Annotated in this window: 11 protein-coding genes; 4 read left to right on the top strand and 7 right to left on the bottom strand. The window is 74.3% G+C overall.

Translation table 11 applies throughout. From position 1 onward, the window contains the following. Positions 1–26 precede the first annotated feature (26 nt). Positions 27–3998 carry a S8 family serine peptidase gene (locus ACQPZO_RS18760; RefSeq protein ID WP_433342698.1) on the top strand — a complete coding sequence of 1324 codons (3972 nt, stop codon included), beginning with the start codon at positions 27–29 and terminating at the stop codon, positions 3996–3998. A gap of 190 nt (positions 3999–4188) precedes the next feature. On the opposite strand, the gene ACQPZO_RS18755 is transcribed toward ACQPZO_RS18760, so the two are convergent. From ACQPZO_RS18755 to ACQPZO_RS18730, 6 genes are read right to left on the bottom strand one after another with little or no spacing between them, the layout of a single operon-like run. Further along, positions 4189–4512 (bottom strand): CU044_2847 family protein, encoded by a 324-nt coding sequence (locus ACQPZO_RS18755; protein WP_161689692.1) that lies wholly within the window; start codon positions 4510–4512, stop codon positions 4189–4191. A gap of 29 nt (positions 4513–4541) precedes the next feature. Beyond that, positions 4542–5903: an ABC transporter substrate-binding protein gene (locus ACQPZO_RS18750; protein ID WP_433342696.1), complete on the bottom strand. Its 1362-nt coding sequence runs from the start codon at positions 5901–5903 to the stop codon at positions 4542–4544. Continuing rightward, on the bottom strand, positions 5900–7054 hold the full coding sequence (locus ACQPZO_RS18745) for a hypothetical protein (protein ID WP_433342695.1): 1155 nt from the start codon (positions 7052–7054) through the stop codon (positions 5900–5902). The genes ACQPZO_RS18750 and ACQPZO_RS18745 overlap by 4 nt, the downstream gene beginning before the upstream one ends. Then, on the bottom strand, positions 7051–8499 hold the full coding sequence (locus tag ACQPZO_RS18740) for a VWA domain-containing protein (protein ID WP_433342693.1): 1449 nt from the start codon (positions 8497–8499) through the stop codon (positions 7051–7053). Before ACQPZO_RS18740 ends, ACQPZO_RS18745 begins: the two co-directional genes overlap by 4 nt. Before the next feature lie 20 nt (positions 8500–8519). Next, positions 8520–10730: a tetratricopeptide repeat protein gene (locus ACQPZO_RS18735; protein WP_433342691.1), complete on the bottom strand. Its 2211-nt coding sequence runs from the start codon at positions 10728–10730 to the stop codon at positions 8520–8522. Beyond that, entirely contained in the window at positions 10730–12385 is a 1656-nt protein-coding gene (locus ACQPZO_RS18730; RefSeq protein ID WP_433342690.1) for a trypsin-like serine peptidase, read from the bottom strand. The genes ACQPZO_RS18735 and ACQPZO_RS18730 overlap by 1 nt, the downstream gene beginning before the upstream one ends. Positions 12386–12563: 178 nt before the next feature. Here ACQPZO_RS18730 and ACQPZO_RS18725 point away from each other — a divergent pair, with 178 nt between their 5' ends. Next, the gene (locus ACQPZO_RS18725; RefSeq protein WP_433342688.1) at positions 12564–13808 is read left to right on the top strand and encodes an MFS transporter; all 1245 of its coding nucleotides are present in this window, start codon (positions 12564–12566) and stop codon (positions 13806–13808) included. 115 nt (positions 13809–13923) lie between these two features. After that, positions 13924–14850: an alpha/beta fold hydrolase gene (locus tag ACQPZO_RS18720; protein WP_433342686.1), complete on the top strand. Its 927-nt coding sequence runs from the start codon at positions 13924–13926 to the stop codon at positions 14848–14850. Positions 14851–14941: 91 nt separating this feature from the next. On the opposite strand, the gene ACQPZO_RS18715 is transcribed toward ACQPZO_RS18720, so the two are convergent. Beyond that, positions 14942–16171, bottom strand: coding sequence for a PucR family transcriptional regulator (locus ACQPZO_RS18715; RefSeq protein ID WP_433342685.1), 1230 nt, complete (start codon positions 16169–16171; stop codon positions 14942–14944). A gap of 86 nt (positions 16172–16257) precedes the next feature. Between ACQPZO_RS18715 and ACQPZO_RS18710 the strand changes: the two genes are divergently transcribed. Further along, a complete protein-coding gene (locus ACQPZO_RS18710; protein ID WP_433342683.1) occupies positions 16258–17349 on the top strand; it encodes a ferredoxin reductase in 1092 nt (363 codons plus the stop codon). The last annotated feature ends 11 nt before the right edge of the window (positions 17350–17360 follow it).

Below are 17360 nucleotides of genomic sequence, written 5' to 3'. Positions count from 1 at the left end.
CCAGTCCCGCATCCCAAGGAGCATCCATGAGCCATCGACGATGGAGATCGCGCGACACGATAGTCGGGGTTTCCGTCCTCGGGCTGGTCCTCTCCGGGGCCGCACCGGCCACGGCGCGCCCGGACCTCCCGACCGTCCCGGCCGTCGTCACCCCGACCGGAGCCGACCCGGCCGGTGTCGCGCCGGGCGCGCGGCGGGTCACCCTGATCACCGGCGACGTCGTCCACTACCAGGTGGACAAGGAGGGAACGCCGCGCGTCACGCTGGAGCCGGCGCTGCGTTCCGGCCGCGGCGCGATGAGCTTCCTGCAGGTCCGCGACGGTGACTCGTACTTCGTCTACCCGTCCGACGCCATGCCGCTGGTCGACGCGGGCAAGCTGGACCGGGCCCTGTTCGACGTCGACTACCTGGTCGACAACGGCTACACCGACGACCTGACCGACGAGCTTCCGGTGATCGCCCAGTACGGCACCGGCGCGCGCAGCGCGAAGTCGCCGACCGCGAGCACGCTGAAGGCGCGGGCCGAAGCCCTGCCGGCCAACACCGACGTGGCGGCGCTGCCCAGCTTCGGCGGCGCCGGGTTCGACGTGACCAAGCAGCAGGCCGGCGACTTCTGGGCCGCGGTGGCGGGTACCCGCAGCGGCGCGGGAGCCCGCGCGTCAACGCTGGGTGCCGGGCTGACCAAGCTCTGGCTCGACCAGCGCGTCTACCCGACGCTGGACCGCAGTGTGGCGCAGATCGGCGCGCCCGAGGCGTGGAAGGTCGGCCTCGACGGGACCGGAGTGAAGGTCGCTGTCCTGGACAGCGGCATCGACCTCAACCACCCGGACTTCGGCGGCGGCCGGATCGTGGCGGCGGTGAACCACACCTCCGCCCCGTCCATCCACGACAACTTCGGCCACGGCACCCACGTGGCCTCGATCATCGCGGGCAGCGGCGCAGCCTCGAACGGCAGGTACAGGGGCGTGGCCCCGGGCGCATCGTTGATGGTCGGCAAGGTGCTCGGCGACTACGGCACGGGCAGCACCCGGAACGTGATCGCGGGCATGGAGTGGGCCGCCGCGGCCGGCGCCGACATCGTCAACATGAGCCTCGGTGGCAATGGCGACCACACCAGTCCGCAGAGTGTCGCCCTCAACAACCTGACCTCGCAGTACGGGACGCTCTTCGTGGTGGCCGGCGGCAACAGCGGCCCCAACCCGCAGACCCTGGGAGCGCCCGGCGTAGCCGAGGCGGCGCTGACCGTGGCCGCGGTGGACCGCGACGACAAGACGGCCAGCTTCTCCAGCCGCGGGCCCGGGCGGGGTGACCATGGCCTCAAGCCGGACATCTCCGCCCCGGGCGTCGGCATCGTGGCCGCGCGCTCCGAGCCGAGCATCATGGGCGGCGCGCCCGGTGAGCGCTACCTGGCGTCCAACGGCACCTCGATGGCGGCCCCGCACGTGGCGGGCGCCGCGGCGATCCTCGGCCAGCAGCACCCGGACTGGGCGGCCAAGCAGCTCAAACCGGTGCTGGTCAGCACCGCCAAGGACACCGGAAGCCGCGCCTACGAGCAGGGCGCCGGCCGGGTCGACGTGGCCCGGGCGGTGCGCCAGCAGGTGTACGCGACCAACAGCCTCGACTTCGGCCTGATCACGTACGGGCAGACCGCGGCATCGAGCCGCACCGTCAGCTACGTCAACAACTCGACGACGCCGGTCACGCTGCGGCTGACCGCGACGCTCTCCACCGACAAGGGCAACGCCCCCGCCGGGATGCTCACCCTCGACAGGGAGACCGTGACGGTGCCGGCCAACGGCACCGCCGACGTGACGGCGACCGTGCACCCCGCAGCCGGCAGCGAGGCCACCTGGTACGAGGGCGCGTTGCGGGCCAGCGCGGAGGGGATCGAGGTCGGCACCGCCATCGGGCTCTACAAGGAGCCCCAGTCGTTCCAGGTCACCGGCAAGCTGATCCTGCCGGACGGGGTGGACCCGGCGTACTTCTACCCCGGCAACTGGGTGTTCGCCCGCACCGACGGCCGCAAGGACCGCGGCGGAGCGGTGGTCGGCGCAGCGGGGACGGAGACGACGGCCCGCGTCTACGGTGGTGAACACGCCGTGGCGGTGATGGTCGACTGGTTCGACTCGGACGGCCGCAACAGCGCGATCGCCATGCAGCCGGAGTTCGACGTCACCGAGGACACCACGGTGACCCTGGACCTGCGCAAGCTCCGAAAGATCACCGTCGACACGCCGAAGGGCAGCGACAACTACCAGATGACGTTCGGCGCGCTGCGGTTGGGCGCCAACAACTACGGCGGCGTGCAGGGCTCCGCGATGGCCCGACCGGCCGACGGTTGGGACGGCTGGCTGCTGCCCACGAAGCCGGTGCGGCAGGGCGTGTTCCAGGCGTTCAGCCAGCACCTGCTCGGCGCACCGCAGATCGCCATGTCGGTGCGCGGTCCGCGTGGCCTCGACCTGCACCCGCGCTACCAGGCCGCCGACGCGGCGCTGCCCAAGCTCGACGGCCGGCGCACCCTGCCGGTGGTCTATGCCGGCACCGGCACCACCGAGGACTTCGCCACGGTGGACGCGAAGGGCAAGCTGGTGCTGCTCGATCTCTCCGATGCCTGCCCGCTGATCGCGTGCGGGGAGGAGGTCGCCACCCGGGTCGGCAACGCCGCGCAGGCCGGGGCTGCGGCGGTGCTGGGCTTCGGCAAGCAGGGCCACGTCATGATCGGCGACACCACCTGGCCGGTCTACTCGATCCCGACGATGAGCATCCCGGTGGCCGAGGCCCGGACGCTGATCGGACGGCTGAAGGGCGGCGCGGTCAGCGTCAACACCTTCGGCACGCCGGTCAGCCCCTATCAGTACGTACTGGCGTTCCCGGAGCTCGGTCGCGTGCCTCAGAAGCTGGCCTACCGGGTCACCGACCGGCAGCTCTACCAAATCGACAACCGGTTCCACTCCGACGCTCCGGCCACCGTCGGCCAGGTATGGTCGGCCAACCACGCTGACATGCTCGTCTCCGCGATCACCAGGGCGGCGCCACGCCGGGCGCAGAGCACGGTCACCGAGTACGTCGGCCCGATCTCCGGCGACGTGCTGTGGAATCGCTCGGCGGACTACCAGTACGACGAGCCGGTGAACGGGGTCCAGGCCGGGCCGTACTTGGGGGCGAGCGAAATCTTCACCAAGCCCGGACGGCGCGCCGAGACGTGGAACTCCCAACCGCTCGCCACCGGACCGCACGGTCCGCCCGCGAACGTGCTGGCCCACCCGTGGGGCGCCTACAGTTGCTTCACCTGCCGCGCCGGCGACACCATGGTCTTCGACACGACGTCGCTCGACCAGGCCGGCCACAGCACGCAGGGTCGTCCCGGCGAGTGGACGCTGTCGCGGGACGGCCAGGAGATTCCTGTCAAGGAGCGGGGATACCTGGTGAACGCCCTCTTCTTCATGCTGCGGTTCCCGGTCGACACCTTCGACGTGCCGGCCGAACCCGGCCGGTACCGGCTCACCCACACCGCCACCGCCAGAAATCCGCAGCAGCGGTACGCCACCAAGGAGGACGCGGTCTACACGTTCCGGTCGCAGCGGCCGACCGCCGAGACCGCGGACTTCGCGTCCTGCATCGGCCAGACCCTGCTGGGACGGGCCGAGCTGTGCCAGGCGGAGCAGATCCTGCGGCTGCGCTACGACACGGAGGTCGACCTGGCCAACCAGGCCGTCGCCGGCCGGTCGCAGGAGATCACCATCGGCGGCCACTACGGCAACGGCCTGGCCGCGCCGAAGCTGCGCAGCCTGAAGATGTGGGTGAGCACCGATGACGGTGCGAACTGGAAGTCCGTCAAGGTGGACAAGCACAACGGCAAGTTCACCGGACGGATCAACCACCCGAAGCTGGAGCAGACGACGGGCGCGGTCAGCATCCGCGTCCACGCCGTCGACGAGAACGGCAGCACCGTCGAGCAGACCCTGCACCGCGCCTACGGCCTCCGCAGCGCGCGCTAGGTAGGAAGGTTCACCTGTGTGGGGCGGGGCCGGGAGCCATCCCGGCCCCGCTTCGCTCGCCGGCAGGCCCAGGCAGGCACGCCGGGGCTGCTGGGACGAGACCGGTCCGCCCCACGGCGCAGACGACGACGGAGGACAGCAGGTGCACCGCCGGTCCCGCCCGTGCCGGCGGTGTCCTGAGCGGCCTCGGTCAGGCGGTGGGGGAGCGGTGCCAGCGCACGGTCACCTGGAGCTGCCCCTGCACCCCGGTGCGGGCGATCAGCGCGCCCGCCTCGGCGCTGAGCTGCACCCCGAAGCTGATCTCCACCTCGTCCGGCCGGTCGGCCATGGACCGGAACTCGGTCAACGCGGCGGACGCCGCGTCGCGCGCCTGGCCGATCGCCCGGTTGAAGCTCACCCCGGCCTTGCGCAGCACGTCCTCGGCGGCGGAGGCCGGGGCGATCCCCGGCGTGTCGTCCACGGCGACGAGCACGCTGCCGCCGCCGTCCAGGGCGAACTCGACCACCTCGGTCATCGGCCACGTCCTTTCTCGATCGACTGCCGTCAGGCGCTGAGGCAGGGTAGCCTCATCCACTGGTCCTCCGGCGTCCGGCCCCGCACGGTATCGAGCTCGGTCAACAATCTGTCGAGCAGCGCGGGATCGTCCAGGTACTGCAGCACGGCAGACTGGAACGCCGCGGTCATCGTCGCCGGCATCATGTCCGAGGCGTCACGGCAGCGGGTGCCGGTGGTCAGGGTCCGCGCGATGCGGCGCTTCAGGCCGTCGGGGTACGCCGTCGGGTCGGTGCCCGCGTTCAGGGTGAACGCCAGGTGCTTGCTCGCCTCCCGCCACAGCTTGCGGGCCGGATCGCCGGCCAGGTAGCGGATCAACTCCCGGGCCTCGGGCGTGTCCCGGAACATGCCCACCACGTCCTCGGAGATCTCCTGGACCGGAACGGTCGCAGCCGGGCCGGACGCCGGGAACGGGAAGAAGTCGAACCTGCGGGACGGGTCCTGCGACTGGTAGCCCCGGACGATGAACGACGCCTGGTGGTCCAGGCGGCACTTCGGTGGCGAGGCGAACATGCCCAGCCCGGCCGTGTCGAAGTTGGTCAGTAGGGCGTTGTCGGTGCGCCGGCCGGCCGCCACCAGCTTGCCCCACGCCTCCCAGGCGGCCCGCACCCGCGCGGACGTCCACGGCTCGTCCCCCGCCGCCCAGCTCTCGTAGAGGGCGGGCCCGGACTGGTGCAGCAGGATGTCCTCGATCCAGTCGGTGCCGGGCCACCCGGACAGCGGCTGCGCGCCCATTCCGAGGCACCACGGCACGCCCCCGCGGGCCCGGATGTCCCCGGTGAGCCGGACCAGCTCCGCCCAGGTCGCCGGAGGACGCTGCGCGTCGGGACCGCCGGGCACTCCCCTGACGTACCAGACCAGGCTCTTGGCGTGGGCGGCGACGGACAGGCCGTACACCCGGGGGTGCCCGTCGCGCGGGTCTGCGAGGTGGAGCAACTGCGGCGCGAGGTCCGCCCGCTCCCGTGCGACGAGGGCATCGTCGAGCGTGTGCAGGTCGCCGCTCTGGACGTACGTCTGCAAGTCGTTGAGCCGGGGCAGCACCGCCACGTCCGGCGGCCGGTCCCGGTCGACCCCGGACCGCAGGACCTGGCTGACGTCCCGGGTGCCCTGGTAGGTGACCTTGATGCCGGTCTCCTTCGTGAAGGCCCTCAGCACCGCCAGGAAGGGCGCGGCCTCGCTGCCGCTGCCGAGCTCGGCGTTGATGCGTTTCTCGTCGGCGCTGTCCACTTCGGTATTGCCGGCGTCGCTCGTGGCCCAGGACGCGACGACGCTCAGGGTGCGGGCCTGCGCGCAGGCGACGAGGCCTCCGGCGGCCAACAGGATCGGGATCAGGGCGAAGGCTATGCGTCTCATTGCTGTGAAAACCTGTATTCCGCTAGACGGCGCTGGAGGCCGAGGGCGACCATCGCCAGGGCGAACAGGGCGGCGGCGAGCAGGACGACCTCCCCGGCCCGGCTGTCGGCGGCCCGCTCGACGGATCGGGCGGCGTGCTCGCCGTGTAGGGCACCGGCCTCGCTGCCCCCCGACGAGGACGCCGTCGCCGCGCCGTGCGCGGACGGGGTGGGCGCGGGGGACGGGCTGCCGGTCGGGCCGGGCACCTGGCTCGCGTCCCCCCTGACCCGCGCGATCGCGTCCGGGCAGCCCGGCGACCCGCAGGCGGCCGTCAGCAGGGCGGCCAGGCCGCTGCTGTCGCGGGCGGACAGCGCCGCGAGCTGCGCATCGCGGTCGGTGGTGGCCTGGTCCGTGTCGCCCCGGGCGTCGGCGAGTTGGTTCGCCGACCACAGGCTCATCGCGGTGGTGGCGCCCATCACCACCACCGCGAGCGCCGCCAGCAACAGCGGCACGTTCAGCCGGCGCCGGAACCGCCGGCGCAGGAACCGCTGCGCGGAGACCAGCAGCGCGAGCAGGGCCAGCACCGGCACGAGCCAGAGGAGCGTCATCTTCCCGTCGGTCCACGGGCCGTCGGCCTGGCCGTTCAGCGCGTCCATCTGCTTGCCCCCGAGAGCGGCGAGGCGGCGCAGGATATCCTCCAACAGGGTCGATGCGTCCCACAACGTGGCGGTGCCCAGCGCGCTGCCGCCGTCCTGCGCGAAGTACGCGTGGGCCCGCTCGACCAGCCCGGTGTAGGTCACCACCGACGCCTCGACCACCTGGATGTCCCGGCTGCCGCTCTCCCCGGCGGCGTTGTCCTCGGCGGCCTGGGCGAGCTGCTGGCCGGCCCGGGCGATCTGGTTCTGGTAGTCCTCGCCGGGGCTGGCGAGCAGGCGGGTGCCGGCGGAGAAGCTGGCCAGGGCCGCGCCGTGCGCCTGCCGGAGAGCGAGTTGGGCGTCGTACACGGCCAGCACCGCCGGCACGGACCGGTCGTGGGCGGCGTCGGCGGTCCGGTGCACCCCGACGAAGACCGCGAGGCAGCCGCTCAGCGTGGCCACGATGCCCACGAGCAGCGCGGCGAGGAACCGCAGCAGCGTCCGCCGGGTGGTGCTGGTCGGCCGGTCGGCGCTCACGTCGGCACCGGCCCGGCCTCGTCGCCGGTCGGGAGCTGTTCGCGGCACTTCTCGCAGAACCGGGCTCCGGGCGGCGACCGGTGGCCGCAGTGGCTGCGGTGGCAGAGCCGGGGCGGGCCGGCGGGCGCGGGGGCGGGCGGCGGCACCGGCCCGGGCTCGCCGTCGTGCACCGTGAGCGTCGACCGGATCTCCACATTGATCACTTCGAGCCGGCCGATGTCGTCACGCAGACGTACGGGGCCGGTGCCGGCCTCGACGCCGTCGACGAGCAGCCGCAACTGCTCCAGGTGGAGGGCGTCCCGGGCGGCGGTGGCCGCCTCGACCGCGCGGCCGAACAGGCCGACGGCGGCCTCCCGGTCGCCCTTGTCGTACGCGTCGCACCCGTCGACGATGAGCTGGCTGAGCTGCTCCTGCCCGGTGTAGTGGGCGACCCGGGGATCGACCCGGCTGGACAGCAGCAGGTCGTCGGTCCAGTGCGCCAGGACGTTCACCGGCTCGGTGGCCGGGGCGTCGCCCACCCGCAGGTCGACCCGGGCGACCCGGACGTCCTCGCCCCTCGGCCGGTCCGTCCCGTCCACCTCCAGGCAGAGGTGGTACTCCCGGCCCTCCTCGCCCCAGGACCCGGTCGGGCACTCCACGGTCCGGTCGTCGACCGGGGTCACCGGCAGGTCCGTCACCGTGGGGTGCACCTGCCGGCAGTACAGCACCCGGGCCGGCGGCACCAGATTGATCCGCAGCCGGGCCCGGGCTACCTGCTTGGCCATCGCCGCCCGCATGGTCTCCCGGAAGTCGGACTCCAGGTCGGCCGGCTGGCGTACCGCGTCGGCGGTGCCGTGCAGCGCCTCGGCGACGCGCATCAGCTCGTGGGGCTCCCACCTGTCGCCGATGCCCCGGGCGTCGCAGACGAACTGCCCCGCACAGCCGGCCAGCACCTCCGCCAGCCGCTGCGGCGTCTCGTGCTGGTTGCGGCCGTCGGTGAGCAGCAGGGTGTGCCGGATCGCCTCGGGGTGCGCGGCCAGCAGCTCCCGGGCCAGCTCCAGCCAGGTGCCGATCGCCGTGCCGCCGATCGCGGCGAGCTTGCCCACCGCCTGCCGGGCCTTGCGGCGGGTGACGGGCGAGGAGGTGGCCAGGCCCTGGTGCCGGGGGTAGACCAACCGGGCCTCGTGGGTTCCCTCGACCACGGCGAAGCGGACCCCGTCCGGCAGCACGGCGACGGCGGCGGCGGCGGCCCGCTGGGCGGCGGCGATCTTGGTAGGGGGATACGCCATCGACTCGGAGCAGTCGATGACGATCACCTCGGCGTGTTCCGGCCTGTCCGGGTCCACCCCGGCGCCCGCCGGTCCGGCCCGGGCGGTGACGGTGAGGATCGCGTGCAGTTGGCGGTCCCCGGGGGAGAGGAACCTGTCGTGGTCGATCGTCAGCGTGAAGTCGAGCCTGCTGCGCACCGTTTCGCTCCTCACCGGGGTCAGAGTCGGGTCAGCGGCCGGACCGCGTTCGCCCGGTCGACGAGGACGCCGTGGTCGTCGGGCGTGCGCGCCTGCTGGGCCAGGGCGCGCAGGGAACTCTCGAGCCGCGTCCGCACCGAGCGCTCCGACACCTCACCGCCGAGCGTCTCGCCGCCGGCCAGCCCGTCGGCCCCGTCGGCCAGCAGCAGGTCCAGGGCCGCCTGCCGGATCGCCGCGGTCATCCGGTCCCGGGACTCGCCATGCCGGGCTCCCCCGTCCAGCCGCAGCTCGTCGAGGCGGCGGACCGCCTCGTTGAGCTGGGCCGCGTCGTTGGGCGGGTCGGTGCCGAGCCGCGTCCCGAACACCCGGGTGGCGGCGATCCGGGCGGCGTCGTAGTGCCGGGAGACGCGGGGGACCTCGTCGAGGCGCCGCACCGCGGCCGTGCGGTCACCGGCGGCCAGCCGGAGCCGGGCCAGCCCGAACGCGGCGCTGGCCGCCGACTGGTCCCGGCGCCACACCGTGTGGTAGTAGCGGCCCGCCGGCTCCGCCCTGCCCTGCTGCTCGTAGCAGTAGCCGAGCGCCAGCTTCGGCGCCACCTCGCCCGGCAGTTCGCGGTACGCCTCGTCGAATCTCCCGGTGGCCTCGGCCACGTCGGACCGGGTCAGCGCCAGCAACCCCTCGTGCCAGGTCAGCCGCCAGTCGGCCACCGCGTCCTTGCCGAGCAGGGCGCGGGCGGCGGCCAGCGCCTCCCCGGCCGGGCTCGGCTCGGCCAGTTCCAGGTGGGCCCGGCAGCGGGCCAGGTGCAGCTCGACCGACTCCGCCTCGATGGCCGCGAGCCGGGCCAGCAGGCCGCGGGGGTCCAGGGCGCCGATCAGGGCCAGGGCCGGCGTGGCCGGGTCGCCGGCTGCGGGCCGGGGCACCGGCAGGCCGACGGCCACGGCGGCCGGATCCGGGCGACCGTGGTACGCCAGCTCACCGGCCGCCGGCTCGATCCAGGCGGCCAGCGGCGGCACCACGCCGAGGCCCGCGTCGAGCAGCGCGGCGGTGGGCGCGAACACGGCGGACGGCTCCTGCGCCCGGTCCGCCGACAGATCCGGTAGCAACTCGCGCAGCACCCCCCTGAGCTGCTCGGACATCTCGGTGGCGGACGCGAAGCGGCGCCGCCACCCGGCCTTGGCCCGGCCGATCAGTCGGCGGAAGGACTCCTCCCCGACCGGATCGGGGGCGAGCGGCCGGGCGACGGGCTTGCTCAGCTCCTCCAGCAGGACCCCGACCGCGTACAGGTCCGACCGCACGGTGGGCCCGTGCGTCGCCATCTCCTCGTTGCTCACCCGGTACGGATGGGGGGTGAGGACCCGAGGGCTCGTCTCGTCGTCGGCCCGGCGCGCCCCGCCGAGGTCGATCAGCTTGATCCGGTCCCCGGTCCGGATGACGTTGCCCGGGTGCAGGTCGGTGTAGAGCAGGCCCTTGCCGTGCAGGTACTCCAGCGCGGTCAGGATCTCGTGGCCGTACGCGAGGATGTCCACCAGCGACAGCGTGAAGCCCGGCCGGCCGAGGCGGACGCCCAGGAGCAGCTCGTGCAGCGACATCCCGGCTAGGTACTCCATCACGATGTAGCTGGTCTTCCCGCCGAAGAGCCGGTCCTCGGCGGTGACGAAGTTGAAGATCCGGACGATGCTCGGATGGTCCAACGTGGTCAGGAACCGCCGTTCGGAGACCTCGATCGCCAGCGCCCCCGCGCTGGTCTTGTTGATCAGCCGCTTCAGGGCGACCGGGTTGCGGTCCAGGTGGGTGTCCTCGGCGAGGTAGACCTGCCCGAGACCGCCCCGGGCCAGGTACCCGACCACCTCGTACTGGTCGGCCACCAGGTCGCCGGGGTGCAGGGCGGACACGAACGCGAAGGGCGTCCCGCAGGCGGGGCAGTAGCCGTGGTCGAGCCGGTCGGCCCCACCCCGACCGACAGGGCCGCCGCACTGGGCGCAGGACCGGCTGCCCTCGGACACGCTGAGCTGGGGCGAGGCCCCGCCGTGCCGGGTGAAGGACAGCACCGGCAGCGCCACGAGGCCGGCCACGATCCAGGAACTGCCCTCGACCGGCTCCCCGGCTGCCGGGCCGTCCGGGAGCGCGGGCTGTGACGCCGGCCGCCCGGGCTTGGGCGCGAGGCCGCACACCGTGCAGAAGCCGTCGGCGTCGACGGTGCCGGGGCACCCGGGGGTACGTGGGCAGCGCATCAGGACGACCCTCCTTCCTGTCGGTCGCCGAGGGCATGCCGGACCTGGTCGGCGTACCCGTGCACGGCGGCGGTGGCCTCGGTGAGCTCGCACGGGCCGTCCCGGAGCAGGTCGTGGGCCTGCCGGTAGGACGCCCCCAGTTCGTGGTGCTCGGTGAGCCCGCCGGCCCCGGCGTGGGCCCGTTGCGCGTCCAGCAGCCCCCGCAGCCGTTGGTGCGCGGACGTCAGCTCGGTCAGCCGCCGCCGCAGCCCCGCCACCTCGTACAGCGCCTGGTCGGTGGCCCGCTCCGCGGCGGCCAGGTGTTCGGGCAGCGGGCCCGGATCGGGCTTCCCGGCGGCGGCGCGCAGGGTGGTGAGCCGGATCCGCAGCCGGGTGGCCCGGGCGGGCACCGTCGGCAGCCCGGTCAGCTGCGCCGCCAGCTCGTGGTGGTGCGCGTGGGCCAGGTCCTCGGCGGCACTCAGCCTGGCGATCCGCCGGTCGAGCAGCCTGAGCCGGAGGTCGATCGCGGGCCCCCGGAAGCCCAACAGCACCCGCAGGTCGCGTTCGGCCGCCCGGTCGACGATCGGCCCGACCACCTCGGTGAGAAGCTCCTCGGGGTTGGTGGACTCGTCCACGCCGTCGATCAGCACCGACCGCGGCGCCGCCGCGCCGACCCGATCGCCCACCGGGCCCGCCGCCGGCTCGACCGCGCCGACGAACTCCAGGATCCGCTCGGCCAGCTCCCGGGGCGGCTTGCCAGCGGCGTCCAGCGACAGGTCGATGCTGCCCAGCGGCGGGACGGTGGGGTCGCCGTCGGGCTCGTCCGGGCCGGCCGAGGCCGGCCGCAGCTCCCGGTTGGACAGCACCACCGCCCGGCGCAGCGCGGCCGACACCGTGGAGCCGGGCCGGCCGGTGACGATCACCAGGACGTTCTCGGGGGAACGGCGGGCGTAGTGCCGGGCGATCAGCAGCGCGGCCGGGCCGTCCCGGTGGCCCTCGCTCGGCGGGACGAACCCTTCGTCCACCGAGGACCCGCCGACGACCCACTGGGCCACCACGGGCGCGTGGCGCAGGATCGTCTCGACCGGGATCATGTACGAGAGGCCGGCGGCCGGGTCGTTGTAGTAGGAGACCACCATGCCGACCACGTGGCCGGTCCGCTCGTCGACGGCCGCCGCCCCGCTGAACCCGGGCCGCACCCACAGCCCGGGGTTCGCCGGGATCATCTGCACCTGCTCCCCGCTCGGCCCGGCCTGCCCGTCGAGGACGGCGTGGACGGTCTCGCCGTCGCTGAACCCCTTCGGGAAGCCGAAGGCGTAGACCTGCCGCTGCCAGAGGGGGAGCCGGCGCAGCTCGGCGCCCTGCTGGCCGGGGACCGGGTCCGCCAGTTCGAGCAGGGCGACGTCGCCGTGGCCGTCCTTGTCCAGCGGGGCCCATCCGCCGGGCGTCACGCGTGCCGACCGGGCGGCCAGGTGCGGCAGCCGGACCAGGTCGACCAAAACGCGGGTGACAGGCGGGTCGCCCGTCGCCGCCCCCCGCCGGCCAGCCGAGCTGTCGATGACGTGGGCGCAGGTGAGGACGTGCCGGTCGCCCAGGAGCACCCCGCTGCCCAGAATCAGGCCGTTGCCCCCACGGATGCGGACCGGCCATGGCTGACGGCCATGACTTTCCTTCACCAGAACATGGTATTCGCACAATCTTCATTGGGTGGGGCGTGGCATCGACCGTTGTAAGAAACGAGACTCGATGCGGAACGATTGTGGCTCCCACTGTTCCGCTAATTGTTAGTGGCGCAATTCCCACCGGCCGCGGCAGCCCAAGTGGTCCGCACGGCCGTCGGCTACGCTCGGCCCGGTGACGGTCACCACGGGGGTGTCAGCCGCGCCCGTCTCGCTGTGGCGCAACCGTGGCTTCAACGCGTTCTGGTCGGCGCAGATCCTCTCCGTGCTCGGCGACTCGTTCTCGCAGCTCGCCGTACCGCTGCTGGTGCTCGACGCGACCGGCTCGATCGCCACGGCCGGGCTGCTCACCGGCGTCTCCGGCACGGCGGCGGTGGTCGCCGGCCTGCTCGCCGGGGTCGTGGTGGACCGGTTCGACCGGCGGGCGCTGCTGATCGGCGCCGACGTGGCGCGGATGCTGCTGTTCGCGGCGGTCCCCCTGGTGTGGTGGCTGGCCCCGGCCCCGCCGATCTGGCCGCTGTTCGTGCTGCTGCCCCTGGCCGCGGCGGCCGGGATGCTGTTCCAGGTCGCCGCCGTCAGCGCGATGCGCGGCCTGGTCCCCGGCCCGGAGCTGACCCGGGCGAACGGCCAGCTGTATGCCGGCACCGCCCTGGCCTCCGTCGGCGGGCCCGCGCTGGCCGGCCTGGTGTCCGGCTGGCTCGGCCCGGCGGGCGCGATCGCCGTCGACGCCGCGAGCTTCGGGCTCTCCGCGGCGCTGCTGATGCTGGTGCGGCTGCCCGGGCGGGCCGCCTCGTCGGCCGACGCGGGCGACCGGACGGGGCCGTTGGCGGAGTTCCTGGCCGGCGCGCGGTTCCTGCTCCGTCACCCGGTGCTGCGCCCGCTGACCGCGCTGCTGACCGTCTTCCTCCTGCTCACCTACGGCATGGACGACGTGGTCATCTACCACCTCAAGCACGGCCTCGGCCAGTCCGACGGCATGGTCGGCCTGGTGCTCACCGCCGGGGCGGCCGGGACGGTGACCGGCTCGCTGGTCGTCGCGCCGCTGCGCCGGCGGTTCGGGTTCGGCGCGTGCTGGATCGGCGCGGTCGCGGTCACCGGCGTCGCCGTCGCGGCCCTCGCGCTGACCGGCCGGCCCGTCGAGGTCGGCGCGCTGATGCTGGTCTACTTCGGCTGCCTGAGCATCGGCGGCATCTGCTCGCTGTCGCTGCGCCAGGAGGTGACGCCGGAGCATCTGCTCGGCCGGGTCACCGCGGCGTTCTGGACGATCCACTTCTCGCTCGGCGGCGTCGGCGCGGCGGTGTTCACCTGGCTGGCCCAGCACCACGGGGCCCCGCTCACGTTCGCCCTGGCCGGCGGCGGCTGCCTGGCCGTGGCCCTCGCCGCCCTGTTCACGGCGGTCCGCCGGGCGGGCCCGGCCTGACCGGAAACCGCAGTGGAGGTCGCAGGTGTACGCGGCAACGACGGGCGGCCACCCGATCGGGTGACCGCCCGTCGTTGCGACTCGGGGTCGCACGGTCGCTGCCAGACTCGGCCGCATGTCCAGCACCGGGGAGATCATCGCGCTCAGGGACGGCCGCCGGGCGATGGTGCACCGGCTCGGGGCGGCCGGCAACCGGGTGGTGGTGTTCTGCCACTCCGCCCCGGGGGCGGGCGCCTTCGATCCGGACCCGGCCGTCACCCGCGCCGCCGGGGTCACCCTGCTCGCCGTCGACCGGCCCGGCTACGGAGGCTCCGACCCGGCCACCGGCTGGGCCGACGTGCCCGCAGCCGCCGACGACCTCGCCGAGGTGCTCGACCAGCGGGGCCTCGGCCCGGTGCCCGTGGTGGGCTGGTCGGGCGGGGGGCGGGTCGCCCTCGCGCTGGCCGCCCGCCGGCCGGAGCTGGTGAGCCGGCTCGCGGTGCTGGCCACCCCCGCCCCCGACGAGGAGGTCCCCTGGGTCGACCCGGGGCAGCGGGACATGGTGGCGACGCTGCGCGGCCAGCCGGTCGATGAGGTCCGCGCCCAGCTCGACGCCGCGCTGGCCGGCATGGTCCCGGCCGACCCGTGGGACGCGCAGGCGTACCGGACGCTGCTCGGGGTGGGCCCGGCCGACCAGCCCGCGCTGGACGCCCCCGGCGCCGCCCGCCGGGTCGGCGACATGCTGGTCGAGGCGTTCGCGCAGGGCGCGCGGGGGATGGTCGACGACATCGCCGGGTACGTGCTGCGCCCCTGGGGCTTCACCCCCGATCAGGTACGCGCGGCCACCCTGCTGCTGTACGGCGCCGACGACGGACTGGCCGGGCCGGAGCACGGTCGGTGGTGGCGCGACGCGCTGCCCGACGCGCGCCTGGAGGTGGTCCCGGACGCCGGTCACCTGCTGGTGGTGCCGGCCTGGTCCCGGGTCCTCGACCATTTGGTCGGGCCGCCGGCGCGAAGCACCTCCGCCCGGGAGGCGGTCGCGTTCATCCTGCGCGCCCCGTGATCCCGGGGTCCGCCCCGTACTCCCGTGTCGGCCTGAGCCGACGACGGCCCGCCGTCCACCCGGGGCCTGCCGGCCGTGCCGGCCCGGTCCGTCAGTCCGGTTCCGTCGGGGCGGGCAGGACCGCCAGGGCCAGCATCAGGTCCAGCACGGTCGCCGGGTCGTGCAGCCGGTCGCCGTACATATCCCGCACCTTGGCCATTCGGTAGCGCACGGTCTGCGGATGCACGAACAGGGTCGCCGCCACGTCGTCGCGGCGACCCTGGTGCAGCAGCCAGGCGCGCAGCGTCTCGGCGAGCCGGTGGGCGGTGGCCGGCGGCAGCGACGCCAGCGGGCGCAGCACCTGGGCGCGCAGGTCGGCCAGGGCCTCCGGGTCGGTGCTGAGCAGCAGCTCGGCGAGGTGCTGCTCGGTGTCCAGCGGCGCGTCGGCCCCGACGCGGGGCAGCCTGAGCCGCAGCGCCCGGGTGGCCCGCACGTACGACCCGGCGACCCGGTGCCACGGCCGCGCGGGCCCCAGCACCGCCCGGTGCCCGTGCAGCACCCGGGCGAGCGACCGCCGCCGGCCGCCGTGCGCGTCCGGCACCAGCAGCACGGCCAGTTCCTCGGTCGGGTCCACCCCCGGCATGTCCTCGCCGCTCTCCAGCGTGTGTGGGCTCAGCGCGGTCAGCACGGTGCGCAGGCTGCTGCGGGGCAGCAGGACGACGGTCAGGGTCTGCGGCACCGGCCAGTCCGCCCGCTCGGCACCGAGGCGCAGCACGTCCTCGGCCTCGCCGGCCAGCAGTTGTTGGCTCAGCCGCTCCAGGTACCGCCGCCGGGCCCGGCCGACGGTGGCCAGCTCGTCGGCGTGCCCCGCCACGCTGGCGGCGGACAGCTCGTCGATGTAGGCGAACATCAGCTCGGCGAACTCGGCGACCGTCGCCGCGGCGAGCCCGCCGCGCACGGTGGCGGTGGAGACCTCCCGCCAGGACACCCGCGCTCCCACCCGGTACGCGGCGAGCAGCGCGTCCATGCTGCGCCCGGAGCGGGCCTCGCCGCTGCCCAGCGCGTACGCGGCCTCCAGGGCCGAGAGCAGCGGGGCGCTCGGCTCCGAGGTCTGGGGACGCCCGAGGAGCTGGAGGAACGTGCCCAGCGCGATGCGAACCGCGTTCTCGATCTTCTCCCGCATCTGGCCGGTCAGGGCGCCGGAGTAGGCGGGCACCTCGGCGGTGATCGCGGTGATCGTGCGTTCGGCGACCAGGGGCAGCGCGGCGCGTAGCCGGGCGGCCATCGGCTCGTCCAGTTCGAGGTGGGCAGCGCGGCGGCTGGTCCCGGACCCTTCCGACATAGATTGTTCTCCCGGAACAAGACCCTGCGGTTGATTCACCTTCCTTGGCCAAGATGTTATGCGATCGGGCGGGTCACCCTGGTGGCATGACGACCACCGTCCCGCGCCCGCCCGGCAAGCTCACAGTCCGGGACAGGCTGTTCCGGCTCGCCGAGACGGCCACCACGCCGCTGCTGCCCGAGGACTACCTCGACCTGGTCGCCCCGCTGCGTTCCGGGGCCGCCCTGCGCGGGCGGATCGTCGACGTCCGCCCCGAGACGCGGGACGCGGCGACGGTGACCATCCGGCCGGGGCGGGGCTGGCGCGGACACACCCCCGGGCAGTACGTCCGCCTCGGCGTGGACGTCGACGGGGTCCGCCAGTGGCGGGCGTACTCGCTCACCTCGGTCCCCGGCCACCGCGACGGGCTGATCTCGGTCACCGTGAAGGCCATCCCCGACGGCAAGGTCAGCAACCACCTGGTCCGCCGGGTGCGGCCCGGCACGCTGGTCCAGCTCGACCAGGCCCAGGGCGACTTCGTGCAGCCCGCGACCGCCCCGGAGCGGATCCTGTTCGTCACCGCGGGCAGCGGCGTCACCCCGGTGATGGGGATGCTCCGCGCCGGCGCGACCGGCTCGGCCGACGTCGTGCTGGTGCACTCCGCGCCGACCCCGGCCGACGTGGTGTTCGCCGACGAGCTGCGCGGCCTGGCCGGGCGGGGCGCGATCCGCCTCGTGGAGCGGCACACCGACACCGACGGCGTGCTCGGCGTGGCCGAGCTGGCCGACCTGGTGCCCGACCACCTCGACCGGCAGACCTGGGCGTGCGGCCCGGTCGGCCTGCTCGACGCGGTCGAGGCGCACTGGGCCGCCCACGGGGTGGCCGACCGGTTGCACACCGAGCGGTTCCGGCCCACGGTGATCTCCCCGGGGGCCGGGGGCGCGGTCACCTTCACCCGGGCCGGGGTCACCGTCGACGCCGACGGCGGCGCGGCCCTGCTCGACGTGGGCGAGGGTGCCGGCGTGCTCATGCCGTCCGGGTGCCGGATGGGCATCTGCTTCGGCTGCGTGGTGCCGCTGCGCCAAGGCGCCGTCCGCGACCTGCGCAACGGCGACGTCACCACCGCCGTTCCCGGCGACGGCGTGCTCATCCAGACCTGCGTGTCGGCGGCGGCCGGTACCTGCGACATCGACCTCTGACAGGAGAATCG

Origin of the sequence: Micromonospora sp. CA-111912, from assembly GCF_050948415.1 — a bacterium.
Lineage (GTDB): Bacteria > Actinomycetota > Actinomycetes > Mycobacteriales > Micromonosporaceae > Micromonospora.
The sequence above is the reverse complement of the archived record's forward strand: the minus strand, read 5'-3'. Positions and strand labels throughout refer to the sequence as shown.